Origin of the sequence: Photobacterium sanguinicancri, assembly GCF_002265265.1 — a bacterium.
GTDB classification, from domain to species: Bacteria; Pseudomonadota; Gammaproteobacteria; order Enterobacterales; family Vibrionaceae; genus Photobacterium; species Photobacterium sanguinicancri.
The window spans coordinates 1-19371 of record NZ_NOIF01000085.1 but is presented as its reverse complement, the minus strand read 5'-3'; the positions used below and the strand labels follow the sequence as shown (position 1 = coordinate 19371).

The 19371-nt window shown below is 45.4% G+C and carries 23 protein-coding genes; 5 read left to right on the top strand and 18 right to left on the bottom strand.

Annotated features, from left to right (window positions below):
• Positions 1 to 111 precede the first annotated feature (111 nt).
• The 11 genes from acpS to rpoE form a co-directional block, all read right to left on the bottom strand.
• Entirely contained in the window at positions 112 to 495 is a 384-nt protein-coding gene (acpS, locus tag ASV53_RS13720; RefSeq protein ID WP_062692783.1) for a holo-ACP synthase, read from the bottom strand.
• On the bottom strand, positions 495 to 1226 hold the full coding sequence (pdxJ, locus tag ASV53_RS13715) for a pyridoxine 5'-phosphate synthase (protein ID WP_094957474.1): 732 nt from the start codon (positions 1224 to 1226) through the stop codon (positions 495 to 497). The genes acpS and pdxJ overlap by 1 nt, the downstream gene beginning before the upstream one ends.
• Positions 1223 to 1933: a DNA repair protein RecO gene (gene recO, locus ASV53_RS13710; RefSeq protein WP_094957473.1), complete on the bottom strand. Its 711-nt coding sequence runs from the start codon at positions 1931 to 1933 to the stop codon at positions 1223 to 1225. The genes pdxJ and recO overlap by 4 nt, the downstream gene beginning before the upstream one ends.
• Positions 1934 to 1941: 8 nt before the next feature.
• A complete protein-coding gene (gene era, locus ASV53_RS13705) occupies positions 1942 to 2847 on the bottom strand; it encodes a GTPase Era (protein WP_094957472.1) in 906 nt (301 codons plus the stop codon).
• Entirely contained in the window at positions 2844 to 3518 is a 675-nt protein-coding gene (gene rnc, locus ASV53_RS13700) for a ribonuclease III (protein ID WP_062692787.1), read from the bottom strand. The genes era and rnc overlap by 4 nt, the downstream gene beginning before the upstream one ends.
• 10 nt (positions 3519 to 3528) lie before the next feature.
• A complete protein-coding gene (lepB, locus tag ASV53_RS13695) occupies positions 3529 to 4428 on the bottom strand; it encodes a signal peptidase I (protein ID WP_094957471.1) in 900 nt (299 codons plus the stop codon).
• Positions 4429 to 4619: 191 nt separating this feature from the next.
• Positions 4620 to 6416, bottom strand: coding sequence for a translation elongation factor 4 (lepA, locus tag ASV53_RS13690; RefSeq protein ID WP_062692788.1), 1797 nt, complete (start codon positions 6414 to 6416; stop codon positions 4620 to 4622).
• Between the two features lie 76 nt (positions 6417 to 6492).
• The gene (locus ASV53_RS13685) at positions 6493 to 6990 is read right to left on the bottom strand and encodes a SoxR reducing system RseC family protein (RefSeq protein ID WP_062692790.1); all 498 of its coding nucleotides are present in this window, start codon (positions 6988 to 6990) and stop codon (positions 6493 to 6495) included.
• A complete protein-coding gene (rseB, locus tag ASV53_RS13680; RefSeq protein WP_062692792.1) occupies positions 6987 to 7976 on the bottom strand; it encodes a sigma-E factor regulatory protein RseB in 990 nt (329 codons plus the stop codon). Before rseB ends, ASV53_RS13685 begins: the two co-directional genes overlap by 4 nt.
• Positions 7977 to 8033: 57 nt before the next feature.
• A complete protein-coding gene (locus ASV53_RS13675) occupies positions 8034 to 8708 on the bottom strand; it encodes an RseA family anti-sigma factor (RefSeq protein ID WP_062692831.1) in 675 nt (224 codons plus the stop codon).
• A 23-nt stretch (positions 8709 to 8731) separates the two neighbouring features.
• Positions 8732 to 9310 (bottom strand): RNA polymerase sigma factor RpoE, encoded by a 579-nt coding sequence (gene rpoE / locus ASV53_RS13670; RefSeq protein WP_062692794.1) that lies wholly within the window; start codon positions 9308 to 9310, stop codon positions 8732 to 8734.
• 540 nt (positions 9311 to 9850) lie between these two features.
• Between rpoE and nadB the strand changes: the two genes are divergently transcribed.
• Positions 9851 to 11470: an L-aspartate oxidase gene (gene nadB / locus ASV53_RS13665; protein ID WP_094957470.1), complete on the top strand. Its 1620-nt coding sequence runs from the start codon at positions 9851 to 9853 to the stop codon at positions 11468 to 11470.
• 128 nt (positions 11471 to 11598) lie between these two features.
• Here nadB and ASV53_RS13660 read toward each other — a convergent pair whose 3' ends face one another.
• The 3 genes from ASV53_RS13660 to ASV53_RS13650 form a co-directional block, all read right to left on the bottom strand.
• Entirely contained in the window at positions 11599 to 13425 is a 1827-nt protein-coding gene (locus ASV53_RS13660) for a methyl-accepting chemotaxis protein (protein ID WP_094957469.1), read from the bottom strand.
• A 166-nt stretch (positions 13426 to 13591) separates the two neighbouring features.
• Positions 13592 to 14068, bottom strand: coding sequence for a protein YgfX (locus tag ASV53_RS13655; RefSeq protein WP_241149118.1), 477 nt, complete (start codon positions 14066 to 14068; stop codon positions 13592 to 13594).
• Positions 14016 to 14276, bottom strand: coding sequence for an FAD assembly factor SdhE (locus tag ASV53_RS13650; RefSeq protein ID WP_062692799.1), 261 nt, complete (start codon positions 14274 to 14276; stop codon positions 14016 to 14018). Before ASV53_RS13650 ends, ASV53_RS13655 begins: the two co-directional genes overlap by 53 nt.
• 235 nt (positions 14277 to 14511) lie before the next feature.
• On the opposite strand from ASV53_RS13650, the gene ygfZ reads away from it, so the two are divergent.
• The 3 genes from ygfZ to ASV53_RS13635 are packed head-to-tail and all read left to right on the top strand — an operon-like array spanning position 14512 to position 16956.
• On the top strand, positions 14512 to 15492 hold the full coding sequence (gene ygfZ, locus ASV53_RS13645) for a tRNA-modifying protein YgfZ (protein WP_094957468.1): 981 nt from the start codon (positions 14512 to 14514) through the stop codon (positions 15490 to 15492).
• Positions 15493 to 15496: 4 nt separating this feature from the next.
• Positions 15497 to 15973: an aminoacyl-tRNA deacylase gene (locus ASV53_RS13640; protein ID WP_189337876.1), complete on the top strand. Its 477-nt coding sequence runs from the start codon at positions 15497 to 15499 to the stop codon at positions 15971 to 15973.
• Between the two features lie 41 nt (positions 15974 to 16014).
• Positions 16015 to 16956 carry a LysR substrate-binding domain-containing protein gene (locus tag ASV53_RS13635; protein WP_094957466.1) on the top strand — a complete coding sequence of 314 codons (942 nt, stop codon included), beginning with the start codon at positions 16015 to 16017 and terminating at the stop codon, positions 16954 to 16956.
• A 24-nt stretch (positions 16957 to 16980) separates the two neighbouring features.
• Here the strand turns inward: ASV53_RS13635 and nqrM are convergent, their stop codons facing one another.
• The 3 genes from nqrM to ASV53_RS13620 form a co-directional block, all read right to left on the bottom strand.
• A complete protein-coding gene (nqrM, locus tag ASV53_RS13630; protein ID WP_062692802.1) occupies positions 16981 to 17187 on the bottom strand; it encodes a (Na+)-NQR maturation NqrM in 207 nt (68 codons plus the stop codon).
• Positions 17188 to 17199: 12 nt separating this feature from the next.
• On the bottom strand, positions 17200 to 17667 hold the full coding sequence (locus ASV53_RS13625; protein ID WP_062692804.1) for a NifB/NifX family molybdenum-iron cluster-binding protein: 468 nt from the start codon (positions 17665 to 17667) through the stop codon (positions 17200 to 17202).
• A 72-nt stretch (positions 17668 to 17739) separates the two neighbouring features.
• The gene (locus ASV53_RS13620; RefSeq protein ID WP_062692805.1) at positions 17740 to 18060 is read right to left on the bottom strand and encodes a DUF134 domain-containing protein; all 321 of its coding nucleotides are present in this window, start codon (positions 18058 to 18060) and stop codon (positions 17740 to 17742) included.
• A gap of 464 nt (positions 18061 to 18524) precedes the next feature.
• Between ASV53_RS13620 and ASV53_RS13615 the strand changes: the two genes are divergently transcribed.
• Positions 18525 to 18725 carry a DUF1107 domain-containing protein gene (locus tag ASV53_RS13615; protein WP_048900570.1) on the top strand — a complete coding sequence of 67 codons (201 nt, stop codon included), beginning with the start codon at positions 18525 to 18527 and terminating at the stop codon, positions 18723 to 18725.
• A 97-nt stretch (positions 18726 to 18822) separates the two neighbouring features.
• On the opposite strand, the gene gcvH is transcribed toward ASV53_RS13615, so the two are convergent.
• A complete protein-coding gene (gene gcvH / locus ASV53_RS13610) occupies positions 18823 to 19215 on the bottom strand; it encodes a glycine cleavage system protein GcvH (RefSeq protein ID WP_062692806.1) in 393 nt (130 codons plus the stop codon).
• Positions 19216 to 19371: the final 156 nt, after the last annotated feature.

Genomic DNA, 19371 nt, shown 5'->3' with positions numbered 1-19371 from the left:
GCATTAATTACACTTGGATTTTGACAGCTCTGGAGGATCGTTCAACCGATCATATTTACGCTAACTGATCGGCATTAGAGCCTCGGCTCTCCTTTTTCATTACTTTACGGTTTAGCTTTCTAGGATCACTGTAGCAACGGCGTATCGCCTTTCATCCGCAATCGTCAAATGAACATGATTTACGCCCATTGCCGCGGCTAATTCCGCCGCCTTGCCCGATAAGGTTAAGACAGGTTTACCCAAATCATCATTGGTCACCGTGAAGTCTTGGAAGCTAACACCACACGCAATACCAGTCCCCAATGCTTTAGAAGCCGCTTCTTTCACCGCAAAGCGCTTAGCTAAGTAACGTCCTTTAAGCTTTAGCGCATGAAACGCAGCCAGCTCTGACGGCACTAGAACACGTTCAGCAAAAGCCTCACCCGTACGACGAGTTAATACTTTTTCGACCCGCTCTATTTCCGCGATGTCCGTCCCTAAGCCAAGGATAGCCATTACTTACGCGCTTCTTGCATGATAGCGCGCATATCCGCAACGGCTTTATTTAAGCCATCAAACATTGCACGTCCCATAATTGAATGACCAATGTTCAACTCGTAAATTTCAGGCAGTGCTGCTAACGGTTTTACGTTGTGGTATGTCAAACCATGGCCTGCATTCACTTTAATGCCTAAACCATCAGCATAACTTGCAGCAGCCGCAATACGTTTAAGTTCAGCTTGCTGTTCTTCTTCAGTTTCTGCATCGGCATAGTGGCCAGTATGAAGTTCAATATACGGCGCACCACACGCAAGCGAGGCATCAATTTGGGTACGATCGGCATCGATAAATAGCGAGACTTTAATACCCGCCGCCGTCAGTTTCGCTGTTGCTGCTTTGATTTTTTCCAACTGACCAGCCACATCCAAACCACCTTCAGTGGTCAATTCTTCGCGTTTTTCTGGAACTAAACAGACGAATTCAGGTTGCGTCTTAAGCGCAATCTCAACCATCTCATCGGTAACGGCCATTTCAAGGTTCATACGTGTTTGAATGGTCTCACGCAAAATACGGACATCACGATCATTAATATGACGACGATCTTCACGAAGGTGAATCGTAATACCATCAGCACCTGCACGCTCAGCGACTTCCGCAGCATGCACAGGATCAGGGTAACGTGTGCCACGCGCGTTACGCAGAGTTGCCACATGATCGATATTGACGCCGAGTAGTATATTGTTCATTTTCCGGTACTCCTTGATCGAGGGATAAACAGTTCCCTACTTTTTAATGGTTTCCCGCCAAGATAAGGTTTTAAGGCAATGCGTGTAAAGCGTTTTGCCGCCCGAAGCTGATCTGGGCTGGTAAAGTGACGTGCAGAAATCGCTTTGAGTTGATTCCCTGTAAACGTCAATTGATTGGTCATCATTGACGCAATAAAGCCTCGCTGCTCACGGTAGTTATAGGTCATACCGTCCTCAACAGATAAACCACTCCCCGCACAGTGCAGAAAATCGATACCGTAACCAAGGTGATTTAATAGGGCTAATTCAAAACGTCGTAATGCAGGTTCTGGGTTATCCGCTTGTGCCAATTCACGTAGCACATTCAGGTAATCCAGAAACAACACGGGATAGGGGGTATTTGTTTCCAGTACACGAGCGATAAGTTCATTAACATAAAGCGCTGAATATAGGATGTAGCCGCGCATAGGCAGGCTGATAGAGATGGGCTCAGCTTGGGTCAAAATGGGCATGGTGCCGCGCCCCGTCCATTTCATAAATAACGGAGTAAAAGGCTGAAGTGCGCCTTTGAGGTTGGAGCGTTTACGCCGTGCACCTTTCGCCAATAAAGTAAGACGGCCGTAATCCTCGCTAAAAATATCAAGGATCAGGCTCGTCTCACTGTAAGGACGAGAGTGAAGGACAAAACACCGTTGTAGCCCTTCCATAGCGTCCCTTATAGGTCGTCGATGTAACCTAGGCTGCGCAATGCACGTTCGTCATCAGCCCAACCAGATTTCACTTTAACCCACAGTTCTAAGTACACTTTACGTTCGAACAGGTCTTCCATATCAATACGGGCTTCACGGCCGATGACTTTCATCTTCTCGCCATTTTTACCGATCACCATTTTCTTCTGGCCTTTACGCTCAACCAGAATCAAACCATTGATATCAAAACCGTTGGTACGTGGGTTGAAATCGAAACGTTCGATTTCTACCGTCACCGAATACGGCAGTTCTTCACCCAAGAAACGCATCAGTTTTTCACGAATGATTTCAGAGGCCATAAAACGCTGAGAACGGTCAGTAACATAATCTTCAGGGAAGTAATACTCACCTTCAGGAATATGGTCACGAACAATTTTTTCTACAGCTTCAACGTTAGTACCGCTTTTCGCTGAAATAGGCACAACATCCACAAAGTCCATTTTTTTAGACAATGCATCTAGATGTGGGAATAAATCGCCTTTTTCTTTAACGTTATCAACTTTGTTGATCAATAGTACTGTTGGCAACTCACTTTTCTTAAGCTTGTTCAGTACCATTTCGTCATCAGCTGTCCATACTGTACCGTCAACCAAAAACAGTACTAGTTCAACATCAGTCAAAGAACTACTTGCCGCACGGTTCATCAAACGGTTGATCGTACGCTTCTCTTCAATGTGAAGACCAGGAGTATCGATAAACACCGCTTGGTAACCGTCACGGGTATCGACACCCATAATACGGTGGCGCGTTGTTTGAGGTTTACGTGAGGTAATCGAAAGCTTCTGCCCAACCAAACGGTTAAGTAGCGTCGATTTACCAACGTTCGGTCGGCCTACAATGGCTATAAAGCCGCAATGTTGCTTCTCTGTCATGATTCCAACTGCTTAAGAGCAAATTCTGCTGCTGCCTGCTCTGCCTTGCGCCGACTGCCGCCTTTACCGATCACAGGTTTGTCCAAACCTGTTACTTCACACTGTACAGTAAATTCTTGGTTATGAGCTTCACCATGAACCTTAGTTACTGTATATGCTGGCAGTGGCAAACGACGCCCCTGTAAGCACTCTTGCAAGCGTGTTTTAGGATCTTTCTGGTTAATACCCGGCTCGATAGTATCAAGACGAGATTGGTACCAGCTTAAAATAATGCCGCGAACAACTTCGATATCGCTATCTAAGTAAACCGCACCGATGATCGCTTCTACACAGTCAGCCAAAATTGAATCACGACGGTAACCGCCACTCTTCAATTCACCAGGGCCAAGTAGTAAGTGGTCGCCTAAATCAAACTCACGACCAAGCTCAGCCAGCGTTTTACCGCGAACGAGCGTAGCACGCATACGGCTCATATCACCTTCATCCACATGTGGGAAACGGTGGTATAAATCATCCGCAATAACAAAGCTCAAAATCGAATCGCCTAGGAACTCTAAACGTTCATTATGCGTACCATTGGCGCTACGGTGCGTCATCGCCAAGGTCATTAGTTCTAAATTGTTAAATTGGTACCCCAGCTTACGCTGAAGTCTATTTGCTGGAGATGTCATTTTATCTCGATCAGTTTATGCCACCGACACGACTAAATCGTACGTCGGTAGGAATCCAAGAAGGTAGTGCACTGTCTGCACCTCGTTCAAACTCAAAGCTGATCCAGATCCCGACCGCCTTGCCCACTAGGTTCGCTTCTGGTACGAATCCCCAGTAGCGGCTGTCAGCACTATTATCGCGGTTATCACCCATTACAAAATACTGGTCTTCAGGTACAACCCACTCGCTCACGCCTGGGCGTGGTTGATACGCTAATGTACGATCACGTTTGAGAGGGTGAATCAAAATTTGGTGTTCAACGTCACCAAGTTTTTCATTAAATTGAACCAGCTGTGTCATGCCTTGCTGAAATTCACTATCAACCATATTGGTCAGTGGAACAGGCTGGCAATCCGATGCACCTTTAGCAGCAATACAAATTTGTTTGTTCGCGCTGTAGCGAACAGTATCACCAGGCAAACCGACAACACGTTTAATGTAATCGATGTTTGGTTGAGGTGGGTACTTAAATACCACCACATCGCCACGCTCAGGTTCACCGTTTTCTACCAACTTGTGGCGGAATACAGGATCACGCAAACCGTAGCTAAATTTCTCAACCAGAATAAAATCCCCTACGAGTAACGTCGGCATCATTGAACCGGATGGGATCTGGAACGGCTCATAAATAAATGAGCGAAACACCATTATTAGTGCGATAACCGGGAAAAGCGAAGCAGTTTGCTCGACCCATACCGGTTGTGGTGCAACAGAATTAAGAACTTCAGCATCTATCTCATCGCCCGCATTGGCAGCAGCCGCATCAATTTTCAATTGACGTTTTGGTGCCCAGACAAACTTATCCAATGCCCAAACGATACCGGTAACCAAGGTTGCCAATACCAGAATTAACGAAAAAACATTTGCCATTATAATCCCTAATAGTTGAACCCACTTTGCGAACTCGCAAAGTAAAACAGTGAGTAAGCCCCGTAATTTTGCAGCCTTACTCAACAGTAAAGAGAAAGCGCAAGTTTAAACATCTTAAACTCAGACTTTCTCTTTTAATTAATAAAAACCGTCAGTTAACACCATTGCTGGCAATGGTGTTAACTGGATTTCTATTTATCTTTACCCACGTGCAAAATAGCAAGGAAGGCTTCTTGAGGCAGTTCTACGTTACCGATCTGCTTCATTCGCTTCTTACCGTCTTTCTGCTTTTGCAGGAGTTTTTTCTTACGACTGATATCACCACCGTAACATTTCGCGATTACGTTTTTACGTAATTGCTTAACCGTTGCGCGGGCAATGATCATACCGCCAATGGCAGCTTGAATCGCAATATCAAACATTTGACGAGGAATGAATTCCTTCATCTTGTCGACTAAATCACGACCACGACCATTTGCGTTGTCTTTGTGCGTAATAATCGCCAGTGCATCAACACGCTCGCCGTTGATCATGACATCAACACGTACCATGTTCGATGGTTCGTAGCGTTGGAAGTTGTAATCCAGTGATGCATAACCACGGGATGTTGACTTCAAGCGGTCGAAGAAATCAAGTACCACTTCAGACATCGGAAGATCGTAAGTTAGTGCAACTTGGTTACCGTGGTAAACCATATCAACTTGAACACCGCGCTTCTCGATACACAAAGTAATGACGTTACCTAGGTATTCAGCTGGCACTAAGATATTACAACGTGCAATTGGCTCACCGATGGTTTCGATATCGTTCACTGCTGGCAGTTTCGATGGGCTATCAACCAGTAGCGTTTCGCCACGTGTTGTTTCCACTTGATAAACTACCGTCGGTGCCGTCGTGATCAGTGCAAGATCGTATTCACGCTCTAGACGTTCCTGAATAATTTCCATGTGCAACATGCCAAGGAAACCACAACGGAAACCAAAGCCAAGTGCTGATGAACTTTCTGGTTCATAGAACAATGACGCATCGTTCAGGCTTAGCTTGCCCAATGCATCACGGAAGTTCTCATAGTCATCAGAAGAGACAGGGAACAAACCCGCGTAAACCTGAGGCTTCACTTTCTGGAAGCCAGGTAGCGCTTTTTCGCAGCCATCTTTAGCCAGTGTAATGGTATCACCAACAGGTGCACCTAGGATGTCTTTAATACCACATACAACCCAACCTACTTCGCCTGTATTTAGCTCAGTGGTGTCAATTTGTTTTGGTGTAAAGATACCCAGACGATCAACGCCCCACACTTGACCTGTGCTCATCATTTTGATTTTAGCATTTTTCTTCAGTGAGCCATTTTTAACTCGAACTAAAGAAACAATGCCTAAATAGTTATCAAACCATGAGTCAATGATCAGCGCTTGTAGCGGCGCATCAGGATCACCTTCAGGTGCTGGAATCGCAGTGACGATGTTCTCAAGAACATCATCTACACCAACACCGGTTTTCGCTGAACAACGAGTCGCTTCTAGCGCATCGATACCAACGATATCTTCAATTTCTTCTGCTACACGCTCAGGATCAGCAGCTGGAAGGTCAATCTTATTCAAGATTGGCACTACTTCCAGATCCATTTCCATCGCGGTGTAACAGTTTGCTAGTGTTTGAGCTTCTACGCCCTGACCAGCATCGACCACCAGCAATGCACCTTCACAGGCAGCAAGTGAACGCGAAACTTCGTATGAGAAGTCAACGTGTCCTGGGGTGTCGATAAAGTTTAATTGATAGGTTTCACCGTCTTTCGCTGTGTAATCCAGCGTCACACTTTGTGCTTTGATGGTGATACCGCGTTCGCGTTCAAGATCCATGGAATCCAAAACCTGAGCAGCCATTTCACGATCGGAAAGGCCACCACAGACTTGAATCAAGCGGTCGGATAGGGTCGACTTACCATGGTCGATATGTGCAATAATCGAAAAATTACGAATGTGCTTCATGAATTGACGTGACTAACTCGTGATTAAATGAATGGGATCTCGCGATCAAGTTGACGGATTCTACCGAATTTCCCGCCTAGTCGCTATCCTTGCTTGCGGCATTTATTACGCTATCGTTGGATATTTGAGCCCCTAGCACCCGAATTAAGCTCGGAGTGTAAGCTGACTGCCCTTCAATACGCTTAGCAATATGGCGCGCAATAACCAAACCCAGTGCCGCACAGGCACCAGCCATCGCTATCACCCCCAGTTCACTGCTGGCCGCTAAATCAACAAAGACCCACTGGCCAATAATAGTGCCCACTATTAAGAAGAGTAGCGGAAGTAAATAAACCAGCAAGGCGGAACTCAACATACTTTGTTCTGCCAAGCCAATTTCAACCACATCACCGACAGCAATGGACTCTTGGGTTTTAATTGTCAGTTGATGCGCACGGCCGGGTATCGCTTTAGATACAATACCCGTCCCGCAGCTATCGCGTGAGGCACAATGCCCACAACTGGTTTGCTGCTGGCAGCTAACGGTAATTGCGTTGCTTTCAACTGCAATTACCGTTGCTAAAGATCGCATCATTGGACTTTTTCCGCTTTCGCTGGAGGCTGCGCTGTAAAGGCAACGGATTCAGCAACACGACGCGCTGTTGCGGGTGGGATATCGCCAACAACCGTGACTTCAACGTTGCCTTTCATGTAGCTATGCAATGTTCTTCGCCCTTGACGTACTAACTGCTCACGTACAGTAAAGCCATCGGCTTCACCCACATAAATTGAGAAGCTAAATAAGCCATCACTGAACATTTTGCTTTCAACCGGACGCTCTGTCATTAACAAGCGATGACGGTTACGAGAAACCGATTCAAAACCTTGCGGTAACCACTTCACCTGCCAACCCAGTTCAGCTTGCGGTTGTGGCGGTAATTGCACCACGACAGGTCGCTCAACCGATACCAAACGTTTCTTTAGCACTTCGCTAATTTTGGGATTCACCACGAACGATACCGCACGGTATTGCTCTAAAGGCTCACCATCACGATCCAGAAGATCGGCGCGCATCACTAAATTGCTGTGGGTCGCAACCCATAGCAAATACGAATAACGAGTACCATCTTTAGGCGCAATGCGCACGACATCACAAGCAACGCCCGCTTCACGCGCACGCCCCATAGAGATGAAGTCATAGTTTGCAGCTAGTTCTTCAACATCAACTTTCATCATAGGTGGCAAAGGTGCCACCATTTTGTTGCTGTCGATGGTAAATGCATCCAACCCAGGCTCAAAGTAACTGACTTCGCTACCACGCTGGATCACCTCCCGAGGAGGACCACTTAAATACACTAGCTGAGCAAAGGTTTCGCCATCGATTTGCGCATGGCTATACCGTAATGGCTCAATGCTGTTTTTCTTAATAAGAATGTACGACAACTCATAGCTAAGTTCGCGACTTGCTACGTCCATCTGATGCAACAAAGCCTCCGCGGAAGAAACAGGTTCTTCTGCGGAGGCTTGCCATGGCATCATCAGGCTGACCAGTGTCGCCGCACCGACCAGAAATTTTTTCATGTATCCGCCATCAATATTGCAGTAACTCACCGTGGCTTGTTACTGCTTCAATCTGAATTACTGAGCATTCAACAATGAACGATCAATGCTGCCGTCTTCAGCATTAAGGCGTAACTGCAATTCGTAATCTTGCAGCATGGCATTAATACGACGACGTTGCTCCATAATCTGAGCTTCGCTTGGACCATTGTTGTGTGCTGTTCTAACGCTATCACGCGTTAAGCTTACGGGCTCAGCTGTACCTGAAAATGGGACTGTTGATAAAACTGACAGCTGTGAATCTGATGATGCCATCTCGATAGAGGCTCCATCATCGCCACCATTGTATTGTTGTACACCAACAATCACCGCTAACGATACACCAGCAGCCATCGCGACTTGACCAAACTGGGTTAACCAATGAGGTAAGGTACGACGCGCTTCGCGTGGGCTTGGTTGAGATTCAGGGATCTCGCGAACCGTATTCAAATCGACAACAGGCGCAATATCATCTTGCGTATCAACCATCACGTCAGCACCTGTATGGGCTGGCTCAGCTTCTAGCGCCAACGCAACACTCCCTGCAATATTCCATTCTTTGCATTGAGGTGCATCACCACGCATGACATCACCAATAAGGTTGAAGTCTTGCCAGGCTTGCTCGCTTTCTGTATCGACTGTCAGCGCATTTATAATGCTCTGATCTAAATCTTCGCCATCTAATAACGCCGAAATTTTTTCTTTATCAGCCATTTTTTTCACCGTTTGGCTCAACATTAATGTTGCATCAAAGGACGGATGCGTTTTTCGACCGCGTCTCGCGCTCGGAAAATACGTGAACGTACAGTACCAACAGGACACCCCATTACCTCAGCAATTTCCTCGTAACTTAGACCATCCAGTTCACGTAACGAGATTGCAGTTTTGAGGTCATCAGGTAGTCCTTCAATCGTACTAAACACAACCTGCTTTAATTCTTCAGACAACATATGGTTCTCAGGGTTCGATATTTCTTTCAACGCACTGCCACTTTCATAGTATTCCGCATCTTCTGCATCTACATCGAAAGCCGGCGGACGACGCCCCTGAGCCACTAAATAATTCTTCGCAGTATTAACGGCAATACGGTAAAGCCATGTGTAAAAAGCACTTTCACCACGAAATGTCGGTAATGCTCGGTACGCTTTAATAAACGCTTCCTGCGCCACGTCGGGCACATCACCAGAGTTACTGACATAACGGGAAACTAAATTACACACCTTATTTTGGTACTTAACGACCAATAAATTAAAGGCTTGCTTGTCACCGCGTTGTACTCGCTCAATTAATACCTGATCAGTTTGCTGCTCGCTCATTCGAGCGGTTACTCCTATATCTGTCTTGCACTCGTGCATCACTTTATTAACCTCAAGTGAATACCAATACTTCTACGTTGTCCCACATGAGTTTCAGCGCAAAGGCTAAACTTTCTATCAACCCTAACCACACTGGCACGCGGCAATATAAAAGCATTTTATAACATGAGCACAATTTAAGACTTGCTGAACTAGGTAAAGTTCCCAAAGATAAAAAATAATTTCTCTACAATAATGCGCGATTTTTTTATCACGGTGGCGCAAAATACCACCAGTATACAAGGTTACGCCGCCGAAGAATCATCTCAGCTCAAGATTATTCGATGATAAGCATCATTCATTATAAAGATGCAGCAGGCACAAGCTAAAAAATGGAACGCAATACCATGTGAGCTTTCTCACGCTGAATAACAATGCGGTTAACAACTTAACTCGCTTATGGTTTGACGGCAATTCCACCACAATGAATGTGGTTTGATTCACATAGTTACGCATATTGGTATACCATTATGCGGATTGCCACAGGGATATGAAATTAATATGAACGAAATTCGCGAACATCAGTGCGATGTGCTCGTTATTGGTAGTGGAGCTGCTGGTTTATCGCTGGCATTACGCTTAGCGCCACTTGGCAAAGTTATCGTGCTTAGCAAAGGACCTCGCAGCGAAGGAGCGACGTATTACGCTCAAGGCGGAATTGCCGCCGTTTTCGACGAGTCAGACAGTATTGAGTCACATGTTGAAGACACGCAAATTGCAGGGGCACACCTTTGTGATGAAGATGTAGTTCATTTTATTGCTGAAAATGCAAAAGAATGTGTACAGTGGCTAATAGATGGTGGTGTTCCATTTGATCAGGAAGAATCAGATGATGAACAACCTCGCTATCACCTCACTCGAGAAGGCGGCCACAGTCACCGTCGAATTCTTCATGCCGCTGATGCAACTGGCATGGCAGTACAAAACTCACTGCAAGAAAATGTCTTGAACCATCCCAATATTGATGTGCTAGAACGCCATAACGCACTGGATATTATTACCAACCAAAAACTCGGTAATACCGATGAGCCAAACCGTATTTTAGGGGCTTACATCTGGAACCGCGATATTGAAGCGGTGGAAACCGTGCGGGCCAAATTTGTGGTGCTCGCAACAGGTGGTGCATCGAAAGTATACCAATACACCTCGAACCCAGATGTATCATCGGGCGATGGTATTGCGATGGCATGGCGAGCGGGCTGTCGAGTTGCCAATTTAGAGTTTAATCAATTTCACCCAACCTGTTTATTCCACCCCGATGCGCGCAACTATTTATTGACGGAAGCACTTCGTGGTGAAGGGGCATATTTACGTCGCCCTGATGGCAGCCGTTTCATGCTGGATTTCGACCCTGAACGCGCAGAATTAGCCCCTAGAGATGTGGTCGCACGTGCTATCGACTACGAAATGAAGCGCTTAGGTGCAGACTGCATGTACCTCGATATTAGCCATAAACCTGCAGAGTTTGTCACTAAACACTTTCCGACTATCTATGACAAGTTGCTGACCTTTGGAATCGATATCACCAAAGAGCCAATCCCTATTGTACCTGCAGCCCACTACACCTGTGGCGGAGTGATGGTCGATAAAGAAGGTCGTACCGATTTGGATGGCTTATATGCCATTGGTGAAGTCAGCTATACCGGCTTACATGGTGCCAACCGCATGGCATCTAACTCGCTACTCGAATGCGTGGTGTATGCATGGGCAGCAGCTGAAAGTATCACCAAAAAATTTAATGATGTCGCACTCCCCGATCACTTACCGCGCTGGGATGAAAGCCAAGTAAACTGTTCAGATGAAGAAGTCGTCATTCAGCATAACTGGCATGAGCTTCGCCTCTTTATGTGGGATTACGTTGGCATTGTGCGTTCAACCAAACGCCTAGAGCGAGCGATGCGCCGCATCCAGCTACTTAAGCAAGAAATACATGAATACTACAGCGAGTTCCGTGTTTCGAATAACCTACTTGAGCTGCGCAATTTGGTCCAAGTTGCCGAGTTAATGGTACGCTGTGCTATGGAGCGAAAAGAAAGTCGCGGTTTACACTATACCTTGGATTATCCTGAAGTAGATACCGAGGCGAAGCCGACAATTCTAACGCCAGATCAACCTTGCTAAAGCTGATTAGTTAGTCACATTAAAAAGCCCAGTTCATGCTGTGAACTGGGCTTTATTATGCTGTGCGATCACTCCGCTTTAATGACAACTAGACATAAGCTGCAATGGCCGTCGTAGATGTTTAATCGTTAGGCCTGGTACTGGGCAATGGCTTTCGCTAAGCCTTGCGCCTGATCCGCGACAGCGTTGGCAGCTTGTGCATTTTCGTGTGAAACTTCCGCGTTCGACATCGTAATATCACGGATCACTGTTACATTTTGTGCTACTTCATTAGACACATGAGATTGCTGCTCTACCGCCGTTGCAATCTGTGTACTGGTATCCATAATCGCTTGCATATCACCCATAATTTGGCTGATTTTTTGTTCTGCGCTATCCACTTGCTCAACGCTCATATCACCCTGTTCACGGCAACGACTAATGTGAGAGACCACTTGTTCTGTTTGCCCTTGCAGCGAGCCAATAATCGTAGTGATTTCTTCTGTCGACTGACGCGTACGCAGTGCTAACGTTCGCACCTCATCGGCTACCACGGCAAAACCGCGTCCTTGTTCCCCCGCACGCGCGGCTTCAATCGCAGCATTCAGTGCCAACAAGTTGGTTTGCTCTGCTATACCCTTAATCACATCCAGCACTGAGCCAATGTTGTCAGATAAGCCCGATAAATTGGCAATTTCATCGCTGGTCTGCGCTAAATCATCCGACAACTGACGAATACGCGCTTTGGTTGCATTCACTTCTTGTAAGCCTTCAGCCGCCCCTGCATGGCTACTATGTGCATTACCTGCGGCGGTTTCTGTATTCATCGCAATGTCACGAATGGTAACGCCCATCTCAGTCACTGCCGTAGCGACAGAGTCCGTTTCAGCTTGCTGCTGCGCCATCGACGTTTCCGTATCACGACTACGGCGTTGTAATTGCTCCGAGGCAGCTCCTAACTCAGTGATCGCCCCTTGCACATCGCTCACTAATCGACGTAACCCGGTAAGCAAATAATTAAAGTTAACGGCCATATCACTGATTTCATCGTTACCTTGTTCATCAGCACGACGAGTTAAATCATGGCTTGCCGCTATATCCGTCATCAGGTTACTCATCGCACTGATCCGTTGCTGAATTGACTGGCTGATAAACATCGAAAGTGCCAATAACGCAGCAATTACTATCATTACCGAAACAAGCGTGATCGTCATGATGCTTTGACGCTGGCTGTCACCAACCTTACGCAATTGCTGCGACATCTCATTGAATGCTTGCTCAAGTTGATGTGACTGTTGACGAATATCGCCGCGTAGACCTGATTTATGATCTAACCCGATAACCTTATTCTGCGCGAGCACCTGCTCAAGCGCGGCATTAAATGCCACTAAGGGTACTTTTACGCGAGCGCCAACTAACGCAAGTTCTTGCTGGTATGCCGCTTGATAATCTTGGAAGTACGCTAAATGTTGAGTTGCAGTAAACAGCTTCGCATCTTGAATAATAGAGAAGATCGCTTGGGCATCCAGCTGACGAGAAGCCGCTTTTTGCAACGTTTCTGCCGCTTGTTCGAACGTTAAATTCAATCCTTGCTGCGACGTTAACCCTAACACTTGATAGCCAGAAATCACCGCCATCATGCCTTGTTGGTAGCTTTGAATATATTGCGGCAAGGTATTCATCTGAGCAAGATGGAGATCCAGCCCTGTCACGCTCAAATTTAAGCTCGTTAGCTGCTGCTCAAATAACGCCGTATTTTTATTGAATGTCTCTTGATACTTCATATCAAAACGCGCGAGAAAGTCTTTTTCATTTCGGCGCAAATTCAATAACGTCACTTCCAGTTCACTCACAGTCAGTGTTGCTTTATCAATAGCAGCTACACGTTCATTGGCAAACCAACTCAATGTTAATGATAATAATAAGGCACTAACGGAGATCCCCGTTAAGCCCAATAGCTTATGTTTTATTTTCACGGCAATGGTCCTTTAAAAAACTTAACTTCATTATTGATATAATTGTTATAAGTAGCTTTATCGGCCATAACACCTCAAGGTTTAACGTTATTTAAATGTCACCTCGCGCGACACGGCTTAAGAGGTTAGCTCTAGATATAGTCATAGAGCTTGATATGCAACTACCCTATTTAAAGTTGATAATACTGCGGGTATAAAGAGATAGAGTGCGAAAGTCATCGCCATGGCAACAATCTCGACTAATGACAAAATATCGCTCTTGCTTGCGTCGGGATTGATGCGAAGGAAATGTCACAGAAATAACGATGAGATAACTTGTTTGTAATGGGATCTTCGTCAATTGACCTGATTGGAGGTATTCACCCTTTTGCCAACGAATATCGCCATTTTCATTGATCTGTAAACAGCCCCGTTGCTGCCACATCGTGTGTATGTGAGATAACCATTCAGTCAGTAACACATCAATAAAAAAAGCGATGAGCAAAAAAGCCGTCATTGAGCCGCTAGCCGCGACACAAAGAAAAATAGCCACGCATGCATAAAGAATATGCAGCGCAGCTATTTGAAATGTAGAAGGTGAAATCGAAAGATTAACGAAGTTTGCTGTCGTTAAGGGCAACAATTTTATCCACCATCGCAGCATGAGCCGCATTTTCACTACGCCCTTGCTTCATTACCCACATAAATAAATCAGGATCATCACACGTTAGCAAAGAGATAAAATCGCGTTGCTCTTGTTCTGGTAATTCATCAAAGCACTCTTCAAAAAACGGCATAATAATGACATCTAATTCAAGCATTCCGCGGCGACAAGCCCATTTAACGCGTGCTTTTTCATCTGCACTGATCATGTTCAACCTCAATGTTCAACTTGGTTGTTAATTTTAGCGATATAGTATCAGTCACTAATAGCCGCTACTATGCGCAAAGACAAGCAATCTGCCAAGATGAGAGCTGCATCTGATCGATAGCTGACAAATCTCCCTTAGCCCATTACCATAGCAACATATACTTCATTATTGTGATTACGTCCGCCAGCCAAAGTGCTGTTGCCTAACGTGGTTACCCAAACTGTGGATACGCCTTATGAGCACTTGGTCAACTACCTTACACTTTGAACATCTTCCAGTAGCTAGCAGCGATACTCTGCCGACTTTATCACTGATCGATCTGTCTGATTGGTCACTCGTTACTTTAGTGGGCGATGACAAAAAATCATACTTACAAGGTCAAGTAACCTGTGATGTGGTCACACTCGACCCTGCACATTCAACATTCGGTGCTCACTGTGATGCTAAAGGTAAAATGCGTACTATTTTCCGTATTTTCAACCACCAGCAAGGTTATGCCTTACTGCAACGTAAAAGCATCATGGCAACCCAACTGCCTGAGCTAAAAAAATACGCCGTGTTCTCAAAGGTAGATATTGAAGAAGGTCAGGATGTACTACTTGGCCTATGCGGCGAAAATGCCCAAACCGTTATCGATCAACACTTCCCTGGCAGTGATGATGTTCGTGCATTTGAAGGTGGAACTGCCGTTAAAATTGACGCACAACGTTGGTTAATCGCCGTCGCTGCCGATCATGCAGACACACTGGCCACTCAACTGGCGAATAACGCCCAACTCGCGACAACAAGCTTGTGGGATCTTTACGATATAAAAGCGGCATTCCCTCGTATTGAAGCGGCCACAGAACTTGAATTTATTCCACAAGCGATGAACTTGCACGCCGTTGGCGGTATCAGCTTCAAAAAAGGCTGTTATGTCGGTCAAGAAACGGTTGCTCGCGCCAAATACCGTGGCACTAATAAGCGTGCCATGTACCAACTACAAGGTGCTAGCGAGCAATGTCCACAAGCGGGTGAGGTATTAGAGCGCAGCGTAGGCGAAAACTGGCGTAAAGGGGGGACTGTCATTGCGGGTTATCAATTTTCAGATAACCAAGCGATCACCTTAGTGGTACTACCTAATGATCTTGATGAAGGTACGCAGTTCCGATTAGCGGAACACCCAGAAGCATTATGGACAGTTCAAGCTTTACCTTACTCGTTGGATGATGAATAACAGCATGTCGACTTTAGTTACACAAACCGCTGTTATTCAGTTACTTGAAGATGAAGGCGTGGAATACCGCCTTTTACCACACAGTAAGCCAGCAAAAACCATAGAAGAAGCCGCTCAAGAACGTGGCGTTGATCCTCAGCAAATGGTGAAATCCATTTTATTACGCGATATGAGTGGGTTTCATGTATTAGCCTGCGTACCAGGGCCTGCGCAAGTGGATCCCAAAAAAGTCCGTGATATTTTTGGCTGTCGCCGCATGACCTGCGCCGATGCAACCGATGTTGAAAAAGTCACAGGGTTAGTCATTGGTACTGTCGCGCCTATTGGCCTGAAAAATCCATTACCTCTAATATTCGATCAAAGTATTCAGCAACACGAGTTGGTCAATATTAGCAGTGGTGACCGTATGGCAGGGGTTGAGCTGAGCACCGATGATCTGTTGATCTTGTGTGATCCTATGATGGCTGATATTTGTCGTTAAGCACCATAAGCCATGGCAGCTAAATTAAATAAAGGGAAGTCATGAAAGCGATTAATTGGCGAGGCGTGGATCTTAATTTATTAGTCGCGTTTTCAGCACTGATGGAGCACCGTAGTGTCACCCGCGCAGCCGATAAGTTATCGATAGGCCAATCCGCGATGAGCCATAACTTATCTCGTTTACGCCAGCTGTTAGGCGACCCTTTATTTGAACGTCAGGGGCACCTTATGGTGCCGACTGCTCGCGCCTTAGATCTTGCGCCAACTGTCGATACTATTTTGGCAATGATCACCAATCAAGTTTTGCAGCCAGAACGTTTCGTACCAGACGATTACACAGGCACCTTTACTATCGGCTTAACGGATTATGCTGAAATGCTGTTTGCACCAGTCTTATTCGATACTTTGCAGCAGCTCGCCCCCCAGTGCCACCTCAGTTTTTGTAATCTTGATCGACACAATTACCTTAACGCTTTTAACGATCGTCATGTCGATATCGTCATTGGGTCTATGGTTGCCAATAACAAAGAATTAGACAGCCAATACTTATATACCGAAGATCACGTTTGTCTGTTTGATAGTGCAGCGACAGGATTAACGACGCCAGTGAGTTTAGCGCGTTATATCACGACACCACATGCTCTGGTATCGCCAGATGGGATATTGTGTAGCGGCATTGATAAACAGCTCGCCGATCAGGGTTTTCAACGTCATATCGCGCTGGGATCGCGTAACTTCTTAACCATCCGTCATTTATTAACGGGTCGTAATTTGATTTGCGTAGTCTCTCGCTTAATGGCACAGCTCGATATATTCAACGATGATCTGACACAATGCCCACCCCCCGTCGACATTGCTGATTTTGATATTAATTTGCTGTGGCAACGCCGTAATACCGAACATCCAAAACTCACTTGGTTACGCCAAGTCGTGAAAGAAACCGTTACCAAACGCGTCCATGCGCTTCGGCATTCTTCTCACTAACGGAGATAACCCATAATCACGGTTTTATTGGGCTGAAGGCTTAGTTGTTGGTTCTTGAATTTGATAAAGTTTGTGAGTATCACACACCTCTTCACAGTCACACTCTTTATCAATCCCTACGTTGGCTAAGCCACCACAACTACCCGCGATTGTTTTTTTCTTTACGATCCAGCCAATCGCCATTGCAGCAATCACACATAAAAAAACTGCTAGCGTTAATAAATACGTCATAACTTGCGCCCCTTATTTCAGCTTAATACCACTAAGACCCGATAAACGCGTCATGGTATTCATCATCATGCCAATTTTAGGCGCTGCTGCTTTCTTCGTTCCACACCCGCAACCACAATCGCCCTTTTCACGCTTACAAGGTCGCCCTTGCTCCGCTTCCGTCAAATTCAATTTATGTGCGGTACCCGCTAATACATCACCAATCGAGGTACGCGCTGCGACTTGGCTAACGACAAAGCCCGCACTGAGTAAGCGTGCCAACGAACGCTGACCAATACTGCCTAATACAATTTCTTGTACACCCAGTTCACCAAAGCGGCGTTGTAGCTGCTTTTTATGCTTACAGCCCACGGCTTTACTGCCGCTATTCGTCATGCGCTCAACCAATTGGCCTTGGGCATCATATACGGCAAATTCAGGGGCTTTACCAAAGTGGCCCGCTACATTATTTGCAGCATTCACGGCTATTGCTTTTATCATATCGTGATTCTCTCTGATTCAATTTTATTCGTTAACATTTACTTGTTAATACTTTTCTTTACTGATAACGGCTTATTTATTAATAGATTTCTTTTCAGCTAACGGCGTTGATTGCGATGCTGATTGCAGCTCTAACGCCATACCTTCTACTAAGGCTTGCGCTATTTTCTTTCGCGCAGAGACCAAAATATTACCTAAGGTTTGGCGAGAGACTCCCAGCTGTTCTGCCGCGGGTTGCTGCTGTAATCCAATAAAATCAACGAGGCGAATAGCCTCAATCTCATCGGCCGCAAGCTGATGATGTGATAGCTCCGACATCGGAACCCCATTGGGTTTAAAGCAACTATACGCAGGGCGGCAACCGATACGGCGTGCAAGTTTAGGTCGAGCCATCGTACTCTCTTTCGTTATTGGCATATGCTATAAACATATTATTGGCGTATGCCAATAACTCTGTATTGATCCAAAACAAATCAACTGCTAATACCAGTCGCTGATAACAGCACAAAACACTAAATATAAATGACGAACAAAGCTGAGCTGTTCAAACATTAAACAAGCAAAAGAATCAATAAGCATAAATAAGCTTATAAAATGACAAAGTAAGTGTTTTTAATTCCTTTTAAAACAATAGCTAAGCTTTAAGTAATATGCAGAGACAAGAATTTATTCACCAATACTATGCTTTGATGAGAAACCCACCACAGCAGAGTAATTCACTGCTTATGCAAATATGAGCAAATCAATAGACCAATCAATAGGAAATAATCGAGGCGTTATGCTGATAACATCACAAAAATGAAATGCGTGTTGTTTTATAATGGCACTGTTCAAGACCAATGGAAGGTTAGGTTTTTATGCGAATGTTCAAACGTTACATGCCAAAGCTTGTCGCAAAGCACGTTAGTCGTTTATTCAGCGGCCGAGTTTACATAGATGGCCGTGGCGGTTATGAATTTAACAATGGATTGTTATTAGTACCGGTAAAGGCAGAACAGCGTCATTACCAAACCGTGAATGAGGTGAATCAGGAAATCCGCCGTATTCGCGTGTACTAACAGGAACATGTTCGATTATTGAAGCCCACGTGTAAGTGGGCTTTTTTGTGCTCATCGCATGACAGTCTGAGGCTATAGAAGCGGCTCCTGAGTATGTCTATTCTGAATCAGAGATGAGGTCTTGATAGCGTTCAGCATCCAACAGCTCGTCAAGCTCCCCTTCATCATCGCACTTCAATTTAAACAACCAGCCATCGCCATATGGATCACTGTTAACGAGCTCAGGGGATCCCTCTAGATCTTCATTGGTTTCCACAACTATTCCCGTTAAGGGAGCATAAATGTCAGAGGCCGCTTTCACTGATTCAGCGACAGCACACTCTTCTCCCACATCGGTTGCGGCATCAATTTCAGGTAAGTCCACAAATACCATGTCTCCCAACAAAGACTGGGCATGATCAGTCAGCCCGATGGTATACACACCGTCGCCTTCATCGCGGATCCATTCGTGCGTATTGGTAAAGCGTAGTTCAGATGGTACATAACTCATTGTTTACATCCTTATGAAAAACAGCTCGTCGCCCATGTCAAAACGCGCTGTATATACAGGAAGGGGCTGTGCATTATTCACACATAAATGCACTGATAATGAATGTAGATTAAAAGTACCAAATAGGACAAATTTGTTCGATTCTATATATAAAAC